Genomic DNA, 17,970 nt, shown 5'->3' with positions numbered 1-17,970 from the left:
GTAACTTGACCGTTCGAGGACCGATTTTGTCTAATATGCGTATCACTTAGGTTGACTTTGCTCTTCTATGGGATGAATTCCCCTTTTGTGATGCATAGTCATACGAATTGCCACCGAGTAGCAGCTCGGTGGCTTTCGCTCTTATAGAGACTTTGGTTACCGAAGAGACCCTCTAGCCGCCCATTTCTAGGCCTGTGTAAAAGTGGGTACAGAGAAGGAAAGACGAAACCAAGTTTGGTACCAACTTCGTACGAGAAAAGCAAAGTGGGACGAACAACGCCGCGCTGAAGCGAAGATCAGCACAGGAGAAAGGCTACTGGAAGCCGCAAATAGATGCGTGCGTGTTGGGCGGGTATTCCAAAGACGCCATCAACGGTGCGGAAACAGCCGTTTCGGCTTAACTGAACCCATTTGCACCCATTTGGGTCAATCGGGCTTGCTAAGTTGCTGAAGTAAATGGTCGGGACGACTAGATTCGAACTAGCGACCTCACCCACCCCAAGGGTGCGCTCTACCAGGCTGAGCCACGTCCCGACTCTTACGTACAGCAGCGGGTTGCGCCGGGCGGCGCTGGGGCTATTGCCCGCTGTCTTTTAAGTTTACTACACGCCGCAGGGGAGGCCCTGAGGCCCCGCTCTTAGTGTTCGGGAGCGACGTATTCCTTGGGTAGTTCGCCGCCCGAACCGTAGAAGAAGTCGTTCATCTGCTCGACCAGGAACTCCTGCGCCTGCGGCGTCCAGGGCTGCAGCCGATACTCGTTCAGCAGCATCTTCTGGCGCTCAAGCCACTCATTCCAGGCCTTCTTCGAGACAGTCTTGTAGACCTTCTGTCCCAGCTCCGAGTCGAACGGAGGCTCATCGAGACCCTCCATCTCCTGCTTGTACTTTGCGCAAAAAACCATATGTGCCATCGGTTCTATCTTACTGCGGGCCGTGCCCGCAGGGTTGAATGGTGGAATTGTTGAATGGTTGAATAGTGGGTTCGGTGGTGGGAGCGGGTGTATGGGCGTGCATCGGGAGATTGTCGGGTTTCATCAGGATGATGACGGGCATTGGGTCGCCGATCTGGAGTGCGGCCATACCCGGCATGTGCGGCACGATCCGCCCTGGCAGGAGCGGGAGTGGGTGGTGACACCTGAGGGTAGGGCGGAGTGGATCGGGAAATCCTTCGAATGCCTCAAGTGTGGTGAGGATAAGGACTAGGACAGCCCATACACCGGGTGCCCCCGGTTCCCTTAGGGACCTGGGCCCGGCCTTTACTGTCCCAAGCAACGATTTTGCGTGTAGATGGGGTCGTTAGACAAGCCACAACACCGGGTGTCCCATCCATTGCGGAGCAATGGGTGGGATCGTCGAGCGAAGCTCGATACGCTTCTTTTCTCGGAAAAGCAGATCCCTTCCTGCCCCAACCAGCAGAGCTGGTCGGGGACCCCGTTTCGGGATGACCAACAAAAAGTTCGCGCGGGAGCGCGAATGTCTTGCTTAAGGGGACGGCTTCAGCCGTCCCGTTTCAGGATGTTTTAGGAAAGGGGCTTTGAGCCCCTGAGGGCAGATCCACAAAGCCCTGGCATTGACCTCAGCGGCTGAAGCCGCTTGCTTTGTTGAAACTTCGTACGGCACGGCTGAAAGCCGTGCCCTTAAGCAAAACAATTCGCGCGGAGCGCGAATGCCCAGGTCCCAGAAGCGGGACCCGGGGCACCCGGCTCCGTGGTTAGCGGACCGTTAGTTCGTCATCGGCTTGATGATCTCGTCCAGATACCCCGGCGTACCCTCCGCGCGCACCAGATGCGGATACTTCTCCCCATCGTGATAATTCAGCGAGATCGTCTTGAGATCGTTCCCAATCGCCACCAGCAGATCGATCGTCTTGTCCGTCCCCTTCGCGGCCTTGATGGCTCCATACAGAGCATCGCCGGAGAACGCCGTGCTGTTCACACCCACAATCCTGATCCCCGGCCCCAGCCCAGCGTTGTACGCCACCGAATCCATATAGACATCGCTGATCACACCCTCCCGATTCGTCCGGAAGCCCAGAGAATAGAGGGCATCCACCGTGCCACGACGGCTCAGACTACCGCGCTGGTAGGAGGACATCGTGTCCGTATAAACCAGCTTGTAGCCACCCTGCGCCAGCCCTTCGATCGACGGATCGCCCGGCCCATGTGACAGAATCCGATCCTTCAGGAACTTCGCCCAGTCATACGCAACCACCTGATTGAGATCCTTCACCAGCTCATCGAAGTCATACGGCAGCACCTTCGCCGGAGTATCGCCGCCCGCACCCAGGAAGAGCGCAGCAAAGTCATTCAGCGACTTCTGATCATTGGTCAGCCTGCGGATGGTCGTGTCAGCATCCAGCCAGATCAACTCGCCCTCCTGGTAGTAATCCTGCGATCGCCGCCAGCTCACCCACGCCTGCGATCCTCCGCGGATCGACTGTGCCGCGATCGCCGTATCCTCGGTATTGCGCCACCGGCGGCCCGGACGCGTATCAAGCGAAGCCGCCGACGAGGCCAGGGCATCGCGATAGTTCTCCGCCGTCCAGAAGCCAGCACGCGCTGCCAGCACATTGCCCCAATACTGCGTCATGCCCTCGTACACCCACAGCAGATCGCCTTGCTCCGGCGTAGCGTAATCCGGCTGATACAGCCGAGCCGGCCGGCGATACTTCCCATTCCACGAGTGCGTAAACTCATGCGGCAACAGATCGGCATTGCTGACCGCAAGCGCCGGGTTGCTGTAGCCATCCAGCTCCACACCGTTGTCCGAAGACTGATGATGCTCCAGCCCCTCGCCGCGAATCTTGTCTGACAACGACAGCACGAAGTGATAGTCGCGATAATGCGAGCTCTTATACAGCGGCCGCGTCTCGCGCACCAGCTTGCTGGCCGCCTCGATCGTTGCCTTGGGCAGATTGGCAGCCTCTTCCGTGTCAGCCGCAACGTCGAGGAAATGCTTCGGCGTGCACTCCGGCGCCAGCGGAATCTCGTGGAAGTACTTACCGGCGATGTATGGCGAATCCACCAGCGTCTCCACATCCGTGGTCTCGAACGTGATGGTGTTGCCACTGGTGTTCGCAGGCACCAGCGCTCCTCCACCATGCCAGCCCGCAGGCAGCGTGATCGACGGAGTCACCTTGATCTTCGCCACCGGAATCTTCGCCGGATACAGCACAGCCGTATTCCACTCCAGCACCGCCAGGTTGTTGCTGGTAAAGGCGCGCTGATCGGTGGAATCGAGATAGTCGAACTTCGCCTCAATCTCGCTGACACCCGCGGGAATCTCCAGATGGAAGGCATACATATCGACATCATCGCGACGCCAGCCCAGCGGCTTACCATTCGCCGTAAAGAAGATGCCGGCAAACTGCGCAATCGGCCCGGCAGGCATATGCGTTCCCGGAATCCACTCCGGATACTCGAGCGTAAGCGCACCGGCGGTGACCGGAATGGTCTCGGCGCCATGCACGAGATGGCGATACGAATCGGTCAGATCAACCGAAAGCCGGATCGGCGCAGACGGCGCCTCCGGAGTCTTTGCGACAGTCTTTTTGTCAGCGGCCAGGGCGGAGAGGGGGAGGGCGAGGAGTGCCAGAGCGCAGCGAAAGTGCATGGGGGAATTCTAGTTGGGCGGAGCCTTTGGCTCCGATAGTTGAATAGTTGAATAGTTGAATTGTTGAATGGTGGTCTGGGTCGCTACGAATCCGGGTGCCCCACATACGCGAAGCTTATGTGGGGGATCGAGCGGAGCTCGATACGCTTTGTTTGAAAAAAAGCAGATCCCTGCGGGATGACAACCAAAAGACGGTTCGCGCGGAGCGCGAATGCCCACATAAGCTTCGCGTATGTGGGGCACCCAGTATAGTGGTCACCCCTTCGGCGAATGCTTCCGGAACGTCACCCGTATCTCCGTACGCCAACGCTCATCCAGAGCAACCAGATGCCACTCCACCTCCGGCTTCAAATGCCGCAAGACAACCTCCGTAGCCGGATGAATCCGCAGCGCCGGAGCCACCAGATACATCAATGGAGCCTCCTGCGACAGCGCCAAGCCAGGGAAATACCCATGCTGCTGCAGCGGATTCACCATCTCATGCGGAGCAAGCCTCGCATGCCATCGAACCCGGATCCAGTAATCCAGCGCCTGTAACGCAAGATGAAGATCCTCATCTGCCTTCAATTCAAGCACCGCCAGCCGCCCGCCATCGGTGACACCAAGCAGATCCAGCATGCCTCGATCCGTAGCAGCAAACGCAGGCACTTGCGTATAGACCGGCATGGGGCGCAACGCCTCGTCGAGATCTTCGAGGCTGGTCCTCAGACGCGACTCCATCCAACGCTCCGGCTGCATCCTGAATAATGGATCGTTGCTATCTCCTTCAGGCCTGCGCCGCTTGAAGAGCTCGTTGATCAGCGCGCGAAGTGCATCACGATTCCCATCATCAAGAACAGTCTCATTCGCACCCGCTCCAACCGTGATCTCAAGCGTGTGCGCAAACGAGTTCAGGGAACTCCGCAGCACAGCGCGTGCGAACTCAAGCCCATGCAGCAGAAACGCCAGCTCCGTCGACGAACGCAGCCGCTGTTCCACAAGCCCACGCGCATCGGCAGGAACAAGCTCCATCACCTGCGCGATCGCCCTGTCGAAGCGTGTCGTATCCGGATTCGGCGCATGAATCAGCCGCGTCTTTAGATTACCGTGATCGGCAGGCTCACGTTGGATCAACTCTTCCGAACGAGACTCAAGCTCATACAGCTCCCACTGCGCAATCCGGGGATTCAGCCACGCCATACGCGCCAGCGTCAGCGCCGCCGTTCCCGCTGGAACAACAATGCGAAGCCCGGCAAAGAGATGTTTCCCCATCGCACGCTCGCGGCACAGCTGCAGCCACAGAATGCCCAGCGTGAGCACACCATCGATGGTCTGTGCCGACTCCTCCGGCCCCACACCAAGCACTGCCCACGCCTGCTGCCCTCGCGTAATCACGCCACGAGCATATGCAGGCCCAAAGCTGCGCTCCAGATCCATAGCAGTGCTGAAGCCCGTCGGCTTCCACTCAGGAAAATTCCGGACAAGCACCCGTTCCAGCGTCCGCAGATAATGCCTGCGTGCCGCATCGCGAGTCGTCGGCAGCCGCCGCTCCTGTTTCGCAACCAGATCCAGCGTCGAAGGCTTCGCCTGTCCAAACCGCTGTACACTCAGCCGCAGATTGCTCCCACGAGCCTCCGCAGACAAGATCCTCCGTGTAAGATTCCGCTCCTCACTCCACAGATGAAGCGTGCAGCGATTGTGATCGGTACTCAGGCTCCACTGCGCCGAGCGCATATCGAAGAGAAGCGTGCCGTGCTCCAGGATGGCCGCCGCTGCATGCGTCTCGAAGAAGGTGCGGATGAGCGCAGCAGTTTGCTGCGCAGTTGCTAGTTCCTGGTTGCTGGTTGCTAGTTGGTTAGAAGCGCCGGATTTCCTCATCGGGAAGAGCAGGTTTTCTCCGCTAGGCTACATTTCAAACGAAACGAGACTATGTCTCAACTAGGAACCAGCAACTAGCAACCAGCAACTAGGTCACCATCGACTGCCCAATCGCCGTCCCCCGCGCCTCGCGCTGTTCAGCAGTCTGCATCGGGCGATCGTAAAGCAGGCCCATACCTACCACCGCGAGATTGTTACGAGTGGTGTTCTTCACCTCGTACATCATCGTGTCGGCCGCGCGGATGATGGAGTGCACTGTATCTCCATCCTCGGGGAAGGTTGCCAGGCCGAGACTTCCCTGCACACGGAGCGAAAGGCCCTCGCCGGTAAGGAAGCGGGCATCACCAAGGGTGTCATAGATGGTGCGGGCCAGGGTGACCGCACGTTCCTTCTCAACGCCCGGCATCAGGACAACGAACTCGTCACCACCGTAGCGAAAGGCCGGGTTGGAGGTTCCGAAGACGCGCTGCAGCAGGTTTCCCACTTCAGCGAGCAAGCGGCTGCCAACCAGATGGCCATGAGTGTCGTTCACTTCCTTGAAGTGATCCATATCCATGAACATCAGGCTGAAGTGATGGCGGCGGCCTTTGCGGACCTCTTCCTCAATGGCCTTGTAGAGGTAGCGCGCATTGAACAGGCCGGTAACGTCGTCCGTGATGGTCAGCTCCTGAATCAGCTCCATCCGGCGAGCGTTCTGGATAGCGATCGCGGCGTAGTCGCAAAGAATGCGCAAAAAGGTGACGGAGTACTCGCTCATCAGGTCGAGCTTGGAGTTCATCAGCTGGATGACTCCCAGCACCTTGCCGTCCGCCTGAATCGGCACGCAGGCCAACGACTGCATATTCAGCTCCGGATGGCGGCGGGCATAGGCCGACCACTGCGGATCGGTGGTCACACTGGGCACAACCAGCGCCTGGTTGCTCTGGGCCACCCACCCGGCGACGCCCTCGCCCATCTTCAGGCGCAGCGTGCGCAGATATTCCGTCTCTTCGCCGATCGCGATCTCGTAGTAGAGCTCGTTGGCCTTTTCGTCGACCATCAGCAGCGACCAGCGCTCCGGGGCGAAGAACTGCGCCATCTTGTCCATGATGGTCCGCAGAATGACACCGAGCTCCAGTTGCGACGTCAGCGCCCGCGCCACATCGTGGAAGACGCGGACCTGATCCATCTGTCCGCCGTCAATAACTTCGAACTGTCGCCGTCGAATCACCTAAGAGAGCCCGCCCGAAGCTAACGTACAGCAAATACACCACAAATGTTGCAAAACGAAAGTAATCGCAATCTAAATTGCGGTTTAGCCACCGATCTGCACCATTGCTCGTGCTGGTTTAATAAACCCGGTGTCGCCGATGTGATGCCGCTCTTCTTTCCGGTCAACGATCTGCCTGATATACGAACTCATCTCCTCGTCAGTTCCACCGCGCCGCATGATCGCGTGCAGATCGTGGTCGAGCTGCGAGAAAAGGCAGGTGCGAATCTTACCGTCGGACGTAAGCCGGACACGGCTGCAATGGCCGCAGAAAGGGTGGGAGACAGGGGCGATGATGCCAATCTCGCCGCGCCCGTCGCTGAAGCCGTACCGCCGGGCGGTTTCGCTCGCGGAATTGGGGGCAAGCTCCCTCAGATCGCCCACGCGCTGCAAACGTCCGACGATCTCTTCCAGCGGAATGACCAGGTCGCGGGACCAGACCTTGTCTTCTTCCAGCGGCATGAACTCAATGAAGCGGACAATGACGTCTTCCGACCGGGCAAACTCCGCAAACCGCTCGATCTGATCGTCGTTCCAGCCCCGCATGAGCACACAGTTCACCTTTACCGGAGCCAGTCCGGCCCCCTTAGCGGCGCGAATGCCGTCGAGAACGCGTTCATAGCTGCGGGGCACCCGGGTGATACGCGCGAAGGTCTCGGGATCCACTGCGTCCATGCTGACGGTGATACGGCTCAGTCCGGCGCGGCGAAGGGGCTCCGCCAGCTCGGCAAGCCGATGACCGTTGGTGGTGAGGGCGATATCAGGGCGTTCGCCGTCGAGTGTCCGCATCCCGGCCAGCTCGGCAACCAGGTCCAGCAGATCGTGACGCAGCAGCGGCTCGCCGCCGGTCAGCCGGATCTTTTCGATACCCATTCCCAAAAAAACGCGGGCAATCCTGGCGTAGTCTGCCATCGGCAACTCGTGCACCGGGGTTGCGCCTTGCCCGCTGCGGCAGTAGACACAGCGAAAGTTGCAGCGGTCGGTAATCGAGAGCCGCAGGTCGGTAATGGCACGGTTGAATTTGTCACGCAGGCGTACCGTGCTGCCCATCGGGGTGTTGCCAGTGGGCATTTGCTCTTCCACCACGGTCATGGAGGGAAAAGACATGTGGAGCTTCAGTATAGGCCGCAAACGGTCACCCTGGCCGAGGGTATGGCAGATAGATGAGATCGATTCCAAAATTGGACTCCGGCAGATACACTACGGGGCTCGCGAATCGAGCCCTGATCGAGCTCCGCTGGAATCGGTGGGAGCCGTGGGCTCAGCCCACGGGTCTATGGCATATCAAGGTGTATGGCATATCAAGAAGATGGGCTTTAGCCCTGGGCCTTCCATATCCTCAGGAAAATCCAGGGCTAAAGCCCATTTATTTTCTATCTCTTATCAGCGGGCTGAAGCCCGCTGCTCCCAGCGCTTTAGTAGCTCTGGAACTCGTTGGTTCCCTTGCGCAGACGCAGGCCGCTGATCAGGAAGGCCAGGGCAAAGATGCCGGTGATGGCGCACCAGTAAACCATCGGGTGGATCAGGCCGGGGGAGTAGGTCGCATCCTGGCCGGCCCACAGGGTCAGCACGATGCAGACGATCAGGCACTGTCCGCCCATCGTCAGCAGCAACTGTCCGCGGCGGCGGCGAGCATCAAGAATCTCCACCTCTTCCGGGGTAAGGTTGCGTTCCGCGGCTGGGATCAGCTTGTTTGCCATCGTTCCTGTCTCCTGAAAAATCTTGCTTGTCTGCTATTAAACCACAGCCAGCCCGGTGTACGCCCTAGTCCAGAAAGGCCATGGTCTTGATGCCAGTCACCTCGAACCTCTTCCGGCAACGGATGTTTTTGCAGCCGACCAGGTCGTCGCGCAGCACCATGTAGCTCTGGGCTTTGGCGAAGCGAGCCCGGTCGCGCTCATCGGCGCGGCCCTGCAACGCGGGTTTTTTGCGGCGGACCAGCCAGTTGAGTTGGTATTCCTGGGCCTGGCCGCAGTGGGGACAGGTGAGTGTATGGTCGCGGGTCTCTGCCCGTTCATTGAAAAAATCACGCTCTTCCATACTGGCTGCACCTCAAGCAGCGTCCCAAAGTATTGCATAATCGGCAAGGGAATTTCGCGTAATGGCAAAACCAAAGAAGGAAGTCTTTTCGGCGACCAAGGCAGTCAAGGCCAATGCGCGTGAACGTGTGGGTATGCCGCCGCCGTCGCAAACGTTGCCCGACACCAAGGCCAAGGCGGAAAGCCGCAAGGCAAAACATAAAGAAACCCTGGCCGACCTGCTCTCTGAGAAGGAAGCGTAGACGTCCAAGGGCAGGTAAGGAGTTTGACCCTGATGAAGTCCCCCCTCTTCGCTGTTGTCCTGTTATCCGCCGCCACCCTCACCGCGCTGGCACAGACGCCGACGCTGCAGATCAATAAAGAGAACCGTACGATCTCCGTCTCCGCAACAGATTCCGTGACCACCGATGCCGATCTGGCCATCATCCATGTCGGCTTCCAGGTGCTGGGCCGCGATGAGCAGGGAACCTATGCCGAGGGATCGCGCGTCTCCAACGCCATCATGGGAGCGTTGACCGCCGCCGGCGTGGAGAAGGCCAGTATCGAAAGCGAAAATCAGAACCTCTCGCCGCTGAATGATTTTGAGATCAAGCAGCTTCCTCCGGACCGCGCCGCGAACCGCTTCCGTCTGGTCCAGTCCTGGAGCGTGAAGACCTCGCCCGAGACCGCGGCCAAGGTACTGGACACGGCAGTCAAGGCCGGCGCGAACCAGAGCGGAGCCATCGACTGGCAGTTGAAGGACGAGTTGGCGCTGGAGGCGCAGGCGGCTGCCAAAGCGCTTGCCCACGCACAGCGCATCGCCGAGCAGATGGCGGCCGGCCTGCACTCAAAGCTGGGACCGCTGGTCTATGCCAGCAACGAAGCGCCGCAAGCCCCACGCCCCGTTCCGATGATGCGGATGGCCATGGCCGCCGCTGACAAGGCGACGATACAGCCGCTGGCAATCAATAGCCGCAAGGTGGAGCGTGCCGCCACCGTGACTGCAATCTTTGCGGTCGAATAGACTAAACTGCCGCCATGCCAGCGACCGACCTCAGACCAACGCCCGAAGCCGAGATCATCTTCAAGAAGTGGATTGCGCATCTGAACGATGAGTTCACCCGGCACGAGGGCTATGACCGCCGTGCTGAGATCGTCCGTGATGAGCTGCACCAAATCGTTCTGGGCCGTCCGCACGGCGGCCGCCTGAACTCCACGTTGATGACCGAGCTGCCGATGAACGTGCTGATCGAGTCGCTGGACCCGCGCAACCTCACCTTCGAGGCGGAGTTGCTGCCGGAGGTGGATGCAGCACGCTACTACCCGCGCAAGCCGCTGCTCTTCTTCTGGGAGGCCTTCGACCGCTCGCCGCTGGGGTTGAATCACTGGCTGGGGAAAAGATTCCGCTGCATGTTGGCGCGTCACATCTTCGCCTCAGCCGGCAAAGGCCTGGAGCTCTGCTCTGGTATCCGGATGACCTTCGGCTACAACATCACGGCGGAGGACAGCACAGTGATCCGCCGCGGTGTCGTACTGGACGACCGCCAGCCACTGACACTACGCGGCGAGATTACGGCGAAATAGTTGAAGCACCCATACACCGGGTGCCCCAGGTGCGGAGTCCCCGACGAACTTCGTTCGTTGGGGTGAGTAGCAATGGATGGGGCGCCCGGCCGTGTAGCTCTCCCAGACTGCTACCATCTCAGTAAGAGCCATCCATGAATCAAGAAGTCCTTCTGATCCTGTTCGAATTTGTCGTTCTTGTGTTTGCTTTTTGCATCCACGAGGCGGCGCACGCATGGATGGCCAACCGCCTTGGTGATCCGACAGCACGGATGCTGGGACGGATCACGTTGAATCCGGTCAAGCATATCGATCCGTTTGGATCGGTCATCATGCCGCTGATGGCGATGTTCTACCACATGCCGCTGATCGGCTGGGCGAAGCCGACACCGGTCACGCCGCGTAACTTCAAGAACTACAAGCGCGATGACATCCTGGTGACGCTGGCCGGGCCCGCCTCGAATCTCTTTGTAGCGACGTCAAGCTTGTTGCTGCTGCTGATCATCAAGCATGCAACGGCTGACGGCGGAAGATCCGTCCTGACGGCAGTGATGGTGGCGTTCCGCATTCCCCAGGCGTCGACCGAAGGGCTGCCGGCGCTGTTTCCCATCGCGCTGCTGCTCTATTTCGGCGTGCTGATCAATCTCTCCCTGTTCGTCTTCAACCTGATTCCGCTGCCTCCGCTCGACGGCAGCAAGGTGCTGCGGCACTTTCTCCCCTACTCCGTGCTGGAGACGTACGACCGCATCGGCATGTTCTCCATCCTGATCCTGATGTTCCTCGGTGGGAGGCTTATCTCCATCGGCCTCAGCCCGCTGCTGAACACCTTCAACAGCCTGCTGCTGGGCATGTAACCCTGTAGCGTTGTAGCGCTGATTTACCATCATCTATTCAGTCATGTCCGAAACCTCTGTCAGCAATTCGCGCCGCCGCGTGCTCTCGGGCATGCGGCCCACAGGCAAGCTCCACCTGGGCAACTACATGGGAGCGCTCTATAACTGGGTCCGCCTTCAGGACCAGTACGACTGCTACTTCTTCATCGCCGACTGGCACGCTCTCACGACCGACTACGCCAATCCCGGCAATGTGAAGGAGAAGTGCTTCGAGGTCGCGCTCGACTTCCTCGCCGGCGGCCTCGATCCGGAGAAGTGCGTTATCTTCCGGCAGTCGCACGTGCCCGAACACGCCTCGCTGCACCTGCTCTTCAGCATGTTCACACCGCTGGGCTGGCTGGAGCGCGTGCCCACTTACAAGGACCAGCAGGAACAGCTTCGCGAGAAGGACTTGGCGACTTATGGCTTCCTGGGGTATCCGCTGCTCCAGGCCGCCGACATCCTGCTCTACAAGCCGGACTTTGTGCCGGTGGGCCAGGATCAGGTAGCGCACGTGGAGCTCACGCGCGAGGTGGCGCGCCGCTTCAACCAGTTGTACGACTCACGCTGGAGCGAGGCCATCGCGCAGGCCGAATCCGACAAGGAACGAATCAAGGCCGAGGTTTCGGCCAACAGCCTGATCGAGCTGACCTTCCCGGAGCCGCAGGCGTTGCTGACTCCCTCGCCGAAGCTCCCCGGCCTGGACGGCCGCAAGATGTCCAAGAGCTATGGCAACACGCTCATGCTCAACGAGCCGGAAGCAGACCTCCGCGCCAAGCTGAAGACGATGGTTACGGACCCGGCACGGGTACGGCGCACCGATCCGGGCAATCCGGACGTCTGCCCGGTCTTTGACCTGCACAAAGTGTTCTCACCGGCAGAGAAGCAAGCCGAAGTCCGCGAAGGCTGCACAACCGCCGGTATCGGCTGCATCCAGTGCAAGGGCTGGCTGGCCGACAACGTGGTGGCCGAGCTGGCCCCCATCCGGGAACGCCGCGCCAAGTACGAAGCAAATCCCCACCTGGTGACCGAGATCCTCAAAGCCGGCGCCACCCGCGCCCACGCAACGGCCGCCCCCTCCATGAAAGACGCCCTGGTCGCCCTCGGAATGGAATAGCGCCGCGGCAAAATACTGCGAATCACCCATACGCTGGGTGCCCCATCCATCGCAAAGCGATGGGTGGGATCTTGGGATGAAGCCCTTCGAAACCAGTTCTGGTCCCTTTGTATTTGTCATTTCGTAGTGACCACAGGGAGCGGAGAAATCTGCTTTTCCCCATTTTCTTTACCCGGGTGCCCCACCCTCGCAACGCTAGGGTGGGCTAGGAAAACCCAAAATCCCGGACAAGCACCCGATAACCTACCCGAGTCCCCACATACTCATACGCTACGGCTATAACTCACGATCTATCTGCAGCCTTGGTTATTTGTCGGCCGACCAGATCACGACCCCTCCACGGACCGTATCTCGAACTTTGGTAAACGCCTCAGGACCTCCCGACGCCGGATCATCGGACAAAACCGTAAGATCGCCGCGCATTCCGGGCATCACCTTACCCTCTCTCTGTGAGAGATGGAACAGAGCCGCCGGAGCGGTCGTCAGCATCTCCAGCACATCGCGGAAGGTAAACCCCGCCGCCATCAGTTGGCGAAACTCTTCGCCCTGGTCGTAGTCCGGAAGGAACCCCGTGTCAGTGCCGTAAACAAGCCGCCCGCCACGTTGGTGAAAGCGATAGTCCAGTCCTCGAATCTCCGCAATATCGTGGTCCTGGGAGAAGAGCTTCAATGTAGGAATGATGGTCATGTGCCTCGTGATCATGTCGCGTAAGACAGCTTCATCAATTCCGTGCGTGACCTCCGGCGTATGCGCCAGAACATCCACACCGGCGTCGATCGCCACTTTCGTTCCTTCCAGATTCGACGAATGCGAAAAAACAAGTCCTCCGCCCTTGTGTTCCTCCTCGGCGGCTGCACGAGCGATCTCCACTTTCATCGGGGTGATCCGATTTGGACTCACAATCGAACCGGTGAAGAGCTTCAGGAGGTCGGCTCCAGCGGCGCGATTTTTATCGACAAGCGACTTGGCATCTTCGGCAGTATCGGGCTGTCCCAGCTTCGCTTTGATCTCTGCCGGAACATCCGCCAGATAGTAGGGCAACGCATGCGCCGGATAGAGAGGAATTCCCGCGGTGAAGACCCGCGGACCCAGGACTTCACCACTCTCCAACCGCTTCCGCAGTGCGACGGTATTCTCTACATCCGAACCGGTATCGACCACAGTCGTAAAGCCTGAGTGCGTGACCATCTCACTCAGTTGGCGTGTCAACCTCTCGGCAGGCTGATGTGCGGCATCGTTCCACTTCGGTTCCATGAAATGAACATGCGCATTCCAGAACCCGGCAAGCACAACGCAGCCATTGCAGGAGATTGTCTGGATTCCCTTAGGGATGCGTACTTGCTCTCCGACACTCGCGATCACACCATGGTGGATGACGATGTTTACATGGCTACGCAGTGGCGCATCCGGCGAGGTATAAACAGCCGCGTCTTCAATCGCCAGTTCCTGTCCCAAACCAACCGCACATGGGGTGAGCAGCAATAGTACAAGCCAAAGTACCTCGCGGTGCAATCTTCTCGTCATCAGACTCCTCTTCACATATGGCTTGCACCGCCGCCATCAACTGTCAACCATCTACGATTTCGGCCACGGCTTTGTTCCTGAGCCAAGAGTGGAAAAGCCCGAAGATCCCATGTCTGTTACACCTCCACGTCGGATTAGCTCTAGAGCATTTTCCTGTAGGTATCGAGTAGGGCTTCTGCATCAATGGGCCGTTTCCGCAATGAAAACGCCGGTGTACTCCTCTTCCGTGCTACTCAGCAACAGGGAATGCTCTAAGTGCGAGCATCGATTCACCCAAATCGCTCCATACCCTCTGTTGCCCCCTCGCGCCTCCGAGGAGAGTGTCTTCTTTTCCAGTTGACAAATTTTGTAACGAACCGCGATACTCGCTGACCGAAGTGGACTGACCAATACGTCTGTTTCCAAAACTATTCAAAACAGCATACAAAGAAGAGTTTCTATTTAGAGGCCCAATGTATCGAGGAATAAAAACGTTTCTGGCAATCTTTGCCCTTCTGGCTTCCACCCTCTCGGTTGTCGCCCAAAGTGAGCGTGGTGCAATTACTGGTAGGATCACCGATAACACCGGAAGCATCCTCCCCGACGCCGCCATCACGCTCCGCAATGAAGCGACGGGTGTCCAGCAGACCACCAAAAGCAACAACGACGGTGTCTACACCTTCCCCAGCCTGAACCCAGGCAGCTACACCCTGACCGTGAACCGGACCGGCTTCAAGCGGCTGGAGCGCACCCACACCGTGGTCGACGTGAACGCCACCAACCAGCAGGACGCCTCGCTGGAGATCGGCGAGACCTCAGAAGTTGTCGAAGTCCGGGCCGGCGTACAGCAGCTGCAGGAGACCTCGGGCTCCATGGGCATGATCGTCGAAGAGCGGTCGATCCAGGAACTGCCCTCCATCTACGGCAATCCGTTCACACTGCAGAACCTGGCGCCCGGCATCATTCCGTCAGGCGTGAATCCGAACATCCACACCTACGACAGCGGTACGGCCAATGTGTCGGTGAATGGCTCGGTACTTAACTCGCTGGAATATCGCCTCGACGGAGCTCCGGATAACCGCATTCGTCTCTCCGCGTACACGCCCTCTACGGAGTTCATCAACCAGTATCGCGTGGAGACCTCGTCGTACGACGCATCGCAGGGACACTCCGCCGGCGGCTTCGTGAACGTCGCTCTCAAATCAGGCACAAACGCATTTCACGGATCGGCCTTCGGCTATTACCAGAACCCCACGCTGAACTCGAACTACTGGCATCTCGGCGGCACTCCCGCGGCGAAGGCGGTCTGGCTGCGTGAGGGCGGATCGGTGGGCGGCCCGGTGTGGCGCGATCACGCCTTCTTCTTCACCGGATGGGAGCACTCGCGGGCAGCGACACCGAACGTGTTGACCTTTGGTGTGCCTCCTACCGCCTTCCGCAACGGAGACTTCTCTGCGCTGCTGCCGAAGTATCAGCTCTACGATCCATACTCGGGCCGCACGGTGAACAGCAAGGTGGTGCGCGATCCGTTCCCGGGGAATATCATTCCCGGCTCACGTATCAGCCCCATTGCCGCTGCGGCGCTGAAGTACTATCCGCAACCGAATACCGCGACCAGTGACCCCGCCGGCGCCAGTAACTACTCCTATGCCGGCGCCGAACCGGACTACTACTACGCCTACGTTGTGCGCAGTGACGTTGCCATCTCCAACCGGCAGTCAATTTATGGCCACTATGTGCAGAGCCGGCGTCTGCAGCCCGGCAAGAACGCCTACTTCGGCCAGGTTTCCGGAACGACCCTGACCTATCGCAACAAGGGCGCGGCAGTGGGCTATACCTTCGTGCTCTCGCCGACCACGGTGCTCGAAGCACGCGTTTCGTGGACACGCTTTGTGAACCAGAACGTCGTGCCGTCACAAGGCATTCTGAATGCAACCTCCATCGGTATGCCCGCCTATCTGGTTAACGGTCTCGGGCCAAATGCGCAGGCATTTCCGCGTCTCGATATCACCGGCTACCAGTCGCTGAACTCAGACAACGGCGTAATCTCACACAACGACATCACCATGGGCTCGGTGCAGATCTCGCGCACCCTGGGACGGCATTTCTTCCGTACCGGCTACGAGTACCGCATGTACAACGTCGACGCCGGCATTACGACGCAGTCGAACGGCCGCTATCAGCACACCGGCACTTACACCCAATCGACCAGCGGCGGCTCATCCAGCATTGACTATTCGCTGGCTCAGTTCGAGATGGGGCTGCCGAACAGCTCGGCCATCACCATCAACTCCGATCTGGCGGTACGGTCCAACTACATGGCCGGCTGGTTCCACGATGACTTCAAGGCGCTGCCGAACCTCACCATCAATCTTGGCCTGCGCTACGAGTACGAGGGGCCGAACAGCGAGCGCAACCAGAAGGCGAACACGTACTTCGACTTCAACACGCCGAATCCCATTGCGGCGGCGGCACAGGCGAAGTACGCCACCATTGCAAGCTCGAATTCGACTCTGCCGGCGGCATCAGCCTGGACGGTCAACGGAGGCCTGCGCTTCCTGGGAGAGCAGGGGTTTGACCGCAAAGACTACGATGCACAGAAGCTGATGCTGCTGCCACGTATCGGCTTCTCCTGGCGCTTTATGGACAACACGGTCATGCGCGGCGGCTACGGCCTCTTTGCCGACTCGCTGAGCACCTTCTACCTGTCGGGCGGAAATGCCGGTTCGACCTCGACCTTTCTTCTGCCGCAGCAGGGCTTCACGGCGACGACCTCGCAGTCGGCGACCACGGACAACGTGACCTTCACCGCGCCGATCTCCAATCCGTTCCCGTCCGGCATTGCGCAGCCGACCGGAAACTCGCTTGGCATGCAGACCTTCCTCGGCAACTCGGTTACCTTCCAGCCGAGAAATCCACAGGTGCCCTACAACCAGCGTTGGAGCTTCGGCTTCCAGCGTGCGTTCGGTTCCTGGTTGGCGGCAGTGGACTATGTCGGCAACCACGGCCTGCATCTGCCGGTAAACAAGGAGTTCGATGCGGTGCCACGCCAGTATCTGTCGACCGCGACCAACGGCTATGACGTGGATGCCGCGAACAGGATGTCGGCGACGGTAACCAATCCGTTCCAGAACATCGCTCCCACAACCGTCTCTCTGGGCTCTGGAAAGACGGTTGCTGTCTCGCAGCTCGTGCGTCCCTATCCGGAGTTCACCGGCGTGACGGCGTACATGACGAACGGCATGTCGATCTATCACTCGCTGCAGGCGCAACTTCTGCGCCGCTTCTCCAACGGAGCTTCCTTCACCTCGGCTTTTACCTGGTCGAAGTCGCTGGATGCGACGCAGTACCTGAATAACTCCGACTCCAGTCTTTGGTACGGAACCTCGAGCAACGATCGCACCTTCCGCTTTGCCACCTCCGGCATCTATCAGTTGCCCTTCGGCCGCGGACGGCAGTATCTGCACGACAACGCCTTTGTCTCCGCGCTGGTCGGCGGATGGCAGATGCAGGGTGTCTACCAGGTTCAGAGTGGGCAGCCATTGTCGTTTACTCCGGCCGGCACCAGCCCGTTGTACAAAGGCACAAACCCTGTGGATGCGGCCTGGGGACGCAGCGGGTACAAGGCCTCGGCGGCGGCGCAGGCTACCGGCGCGGCCGGCTACTGGTTCAATATCAATAGCTTCGTAACCAAAACGACCAACACGCTAACCAGCGGCATCGACACGAGTGCGACTCCGAACCAGTACCAGATCCGTACTTTTCCGATTCGTTTCAGCGGCTTGCGGGCCGACTTCCTGAACCAGTGGGATATGGCCCTGCAGCGGAACTTCTCGCTGGCACGGTTCTATGAGCCGCTGCAGCTCCAGTTCCGGGCTGAGGCAACTAACCTGTTGAACCACCCGGTCTACTCGGCGCCCAGCACCGACTGGACCAACACAGCCTTCGGCCAGATCACCTCGCAGGCCAACCAGCCGCGCGTCTGGCAGTGGGTAGCAATCGTCCGCTTCTAACAGATGAATACCATCGGATGGGATTCTTCAGTACACGCAAAATCCATCAGAGAGGGGCGGCACATGCCGTCCCTCTCCTGTTCGCGCAGAGCGCGGATGTTTTGCTTAAGGGGCCGGCTTCAGCCGGCCCGTATCTCGCGGCAAACAGCGGTTTTAACCGCTGAGGG

Annotated in this window: 15 protein-coding genes and 1 tRNA gene; 7 read left to right on the top strand and 9 right to left on the bottom strand. The window is 59.3% G+C overall.

The annotated features are described in order from the left end of the window. Positions 1–457: 457 nt before the first annotated feature. A tRNA-Pro gene (locus OHL21_RS10990) sits at positions 458–534 on the bottom strand. Between the two features lie 103 nt (positions 535–637). After that, positions 638–910, bottom strand: a complete 273-nt coding sequence (locus OHL21_RS10985; RefSeq protein WP_263417315.1) for an oxidative damage protection protein — start codon at positions 908–910, stop codon at positions 638–640. 97 nt (positions 911–1,007) lie between these two features. On the opposite strand from OHL21_RS10985, the gene OHL21_RS10980 reads away from it, so the two are divergent. Next, positions 1,008–1,202, top strand: coding sequence for a DUF3565 domain-containing protein (locus tag OHL21_RS10980; RefSeq protein ID WP_263417314.1), 195 nt, complete (start codon positions 1,008–1,010; stop codon positions 1,200–1,202). A 519-nt stretch (positions 1,203–1,721) separates the two neighbouring features. Here the strand turns inward: OHL21_RS10980 and OHL21_RS10975 are convergent. From OHL21_RS10975 to OHL21_RS10950, 6 genes are all read right to left on the bottom strand, one after another. Continuing rightward, positions 1,722–3,611, bottom strand: coding sequence for a M61 family metallopeptidase (locus tag OHL21_RS10975; protein ID WP_263417313.1), 1,890 nt, complete (start codon positions 3,609–3,611; stop codon positions 1,722–1,724). Between the two features lie 255 nt (positions 3,612–3,866). Further along, positions 3,867–5,468 (bottom strand): hypothetical protein, encoded by a 1,602-nt coding sequence (locus tag OHL21_RS10970; RefSeq protein WP_263417312.1) that lies wholly within the window; start codon positions 5,466–5,468, stop codon positions 3,867–3,869. An 88-nt stretch (positions 5,469–5,556) separates the two neighbouring features. Next, positions 5,557–6,678 carry a sensor domain-containing diguanylate cyclase gene (locus OHL21_RS10965; RefSeq protein WP_263417311.1) on the bottom strand — a complete coding sequence of 374 codons (1,122 nt, stop codon included), beginning with the start codon at positions 6,676–6,678 and terminating at the stop codon, positions 5,557–5,559. Between the two features lie 84 nt (positions 6,679–6,762). Then, complete coding sequence (gene moaA / locus OHL21_RS10960; protein ID WP_399258080.1) at positions 6,763–7,824, bottom strand: GTP 3',8-cyclase MoaA; 1,062 nt, start codon at positions 7,822–7,824, stop codon at positions 6,763–6,765. Between the two features lie 308 nt (positions 7,825–8,132). Further along, entirely contained in the window at positions 8,133–8,417 is a 285-nt protein-coding gene (locus OHL21_RS10955; protein ID WP_263417310.1) for a hypothetical protein, read from the bottom strand. Positions 8,418–8,481: 64 nt separating this feature from the next. After that, entirely contained in the window at positions 8,482–8,757 is a 276-nt protein-coding gene (locus OHL21_RS10950; RefSeq protein WP_263417309.1) for a hypothetical protein, read from the bottom strand. Between the two features lie 61 nt (positions 8,758–8,818). Between OHL21_RS10950 and OHL21_RS10945 the strand changes: the two genes are divergently transcribed. The 5 genes from OHL21_RS10945 to trpS all read left to right on the top strand — a co-directional run bounded on the left by OHL21_RS10945 (position 8,819) and on the right by trpS (position 12,287). Beyond that, positions 8,819–8,998, top strand: coding sequence for a hypothetical protein (locus OHL21_RS10945; RefSeq protein ID WP_263417308.1), 180 nt, complete (start codon positions 8,819–8,821; stop codon positions 8,996–8,998). A gap of 32 nt (positions 8,999–9,030) precedes the next feature. Then, a complete protein-coding gene (locus OHL21_RS10940) occupies positions 9,031–9,759 on the top strand; it encodes an SIMPL domain-containing protein (protein ID WP_263417307.1) in 729 nt (242 codons plus the stop codon). A gap of 14 nt (positions 9,760–9,773) precedes the next feature. After that, positions 9,774–10,319, top strand: coding sequence for a hypothetical protein (locus OHL21_RS10935; protein WP_263417306.1), 546 nt, complete (start codon positions 9,774–9,776; stop codon positions 10,317–10,319). A gap of 134 nt (positions 10,320–10,453) precedes the next feature. Then, positions 10,454–11,152, top strand: coding sequence for a site-2 protease family protein (locus OHL21_RS10930; protein WP_263417305.1), 699 nt, complete (start codon positions 10,454–10,456; stop codon positions 11,150–11,152). A gap of 43 nt (positions 11,153–11,195) precedes the next feature. Next, positions 11,196–12,287 carry a tryptophan--tRNA ligase gene (gene trpS / locus OHL21_RS10925; protein WP_263417304.1) on the top strand — a complete coding sequence of 364 codons (1,092 nt, stop codon included), beginning with the start codon at positions 11,196–11,198 and terminating at the stop codon, positions 12,285–12,287. A 306-nt stretch (positions 12,288–12,593) separates the two neighbouring features. Here trpS and OHL21_RS10920 read toward each other — a convergent pair whose 3' ends face one another. Next, entirely contained in the window at positions 12,594–13,811 is a 1,218-nt protein-coding gene (locus OHL21_RS10920; protein WP_263417303.1) for an amidohydrolase family protein, read from the bottom strand. Positions 13,812–14,263: 452 nt separating this feature from the next. Between OHL21_RS10920 and OHL21_RS10915 the strand changes: the two genes are divergently transcribed. Beyond that, entirely contained in the window at positions 14,264–17,803 is a 3,540-nt protein-coding gene (locus OHL21_RS10915; RefSeq protein WP_263417302.1) for a carboxypeptidase-like regulatory domain-containing protein, read from the top strand. Positions 17,804–17,970: the final 167 nt, after the last annotated feature.

Origin of the sequence: Terriglobus albidus, assembly GCF_025685425.1 — a bacterium.
Taxonomy (GTDB): domain Bacteria; phylum Acidobacteriota; class Terriglobia; order Terriglobales; family Acidobacteriaceae; genus Terriglobus; species Terriglobus albidus.
This window is presented reverse-complemented; position numbering and strand designations above follow the sequence as displayed.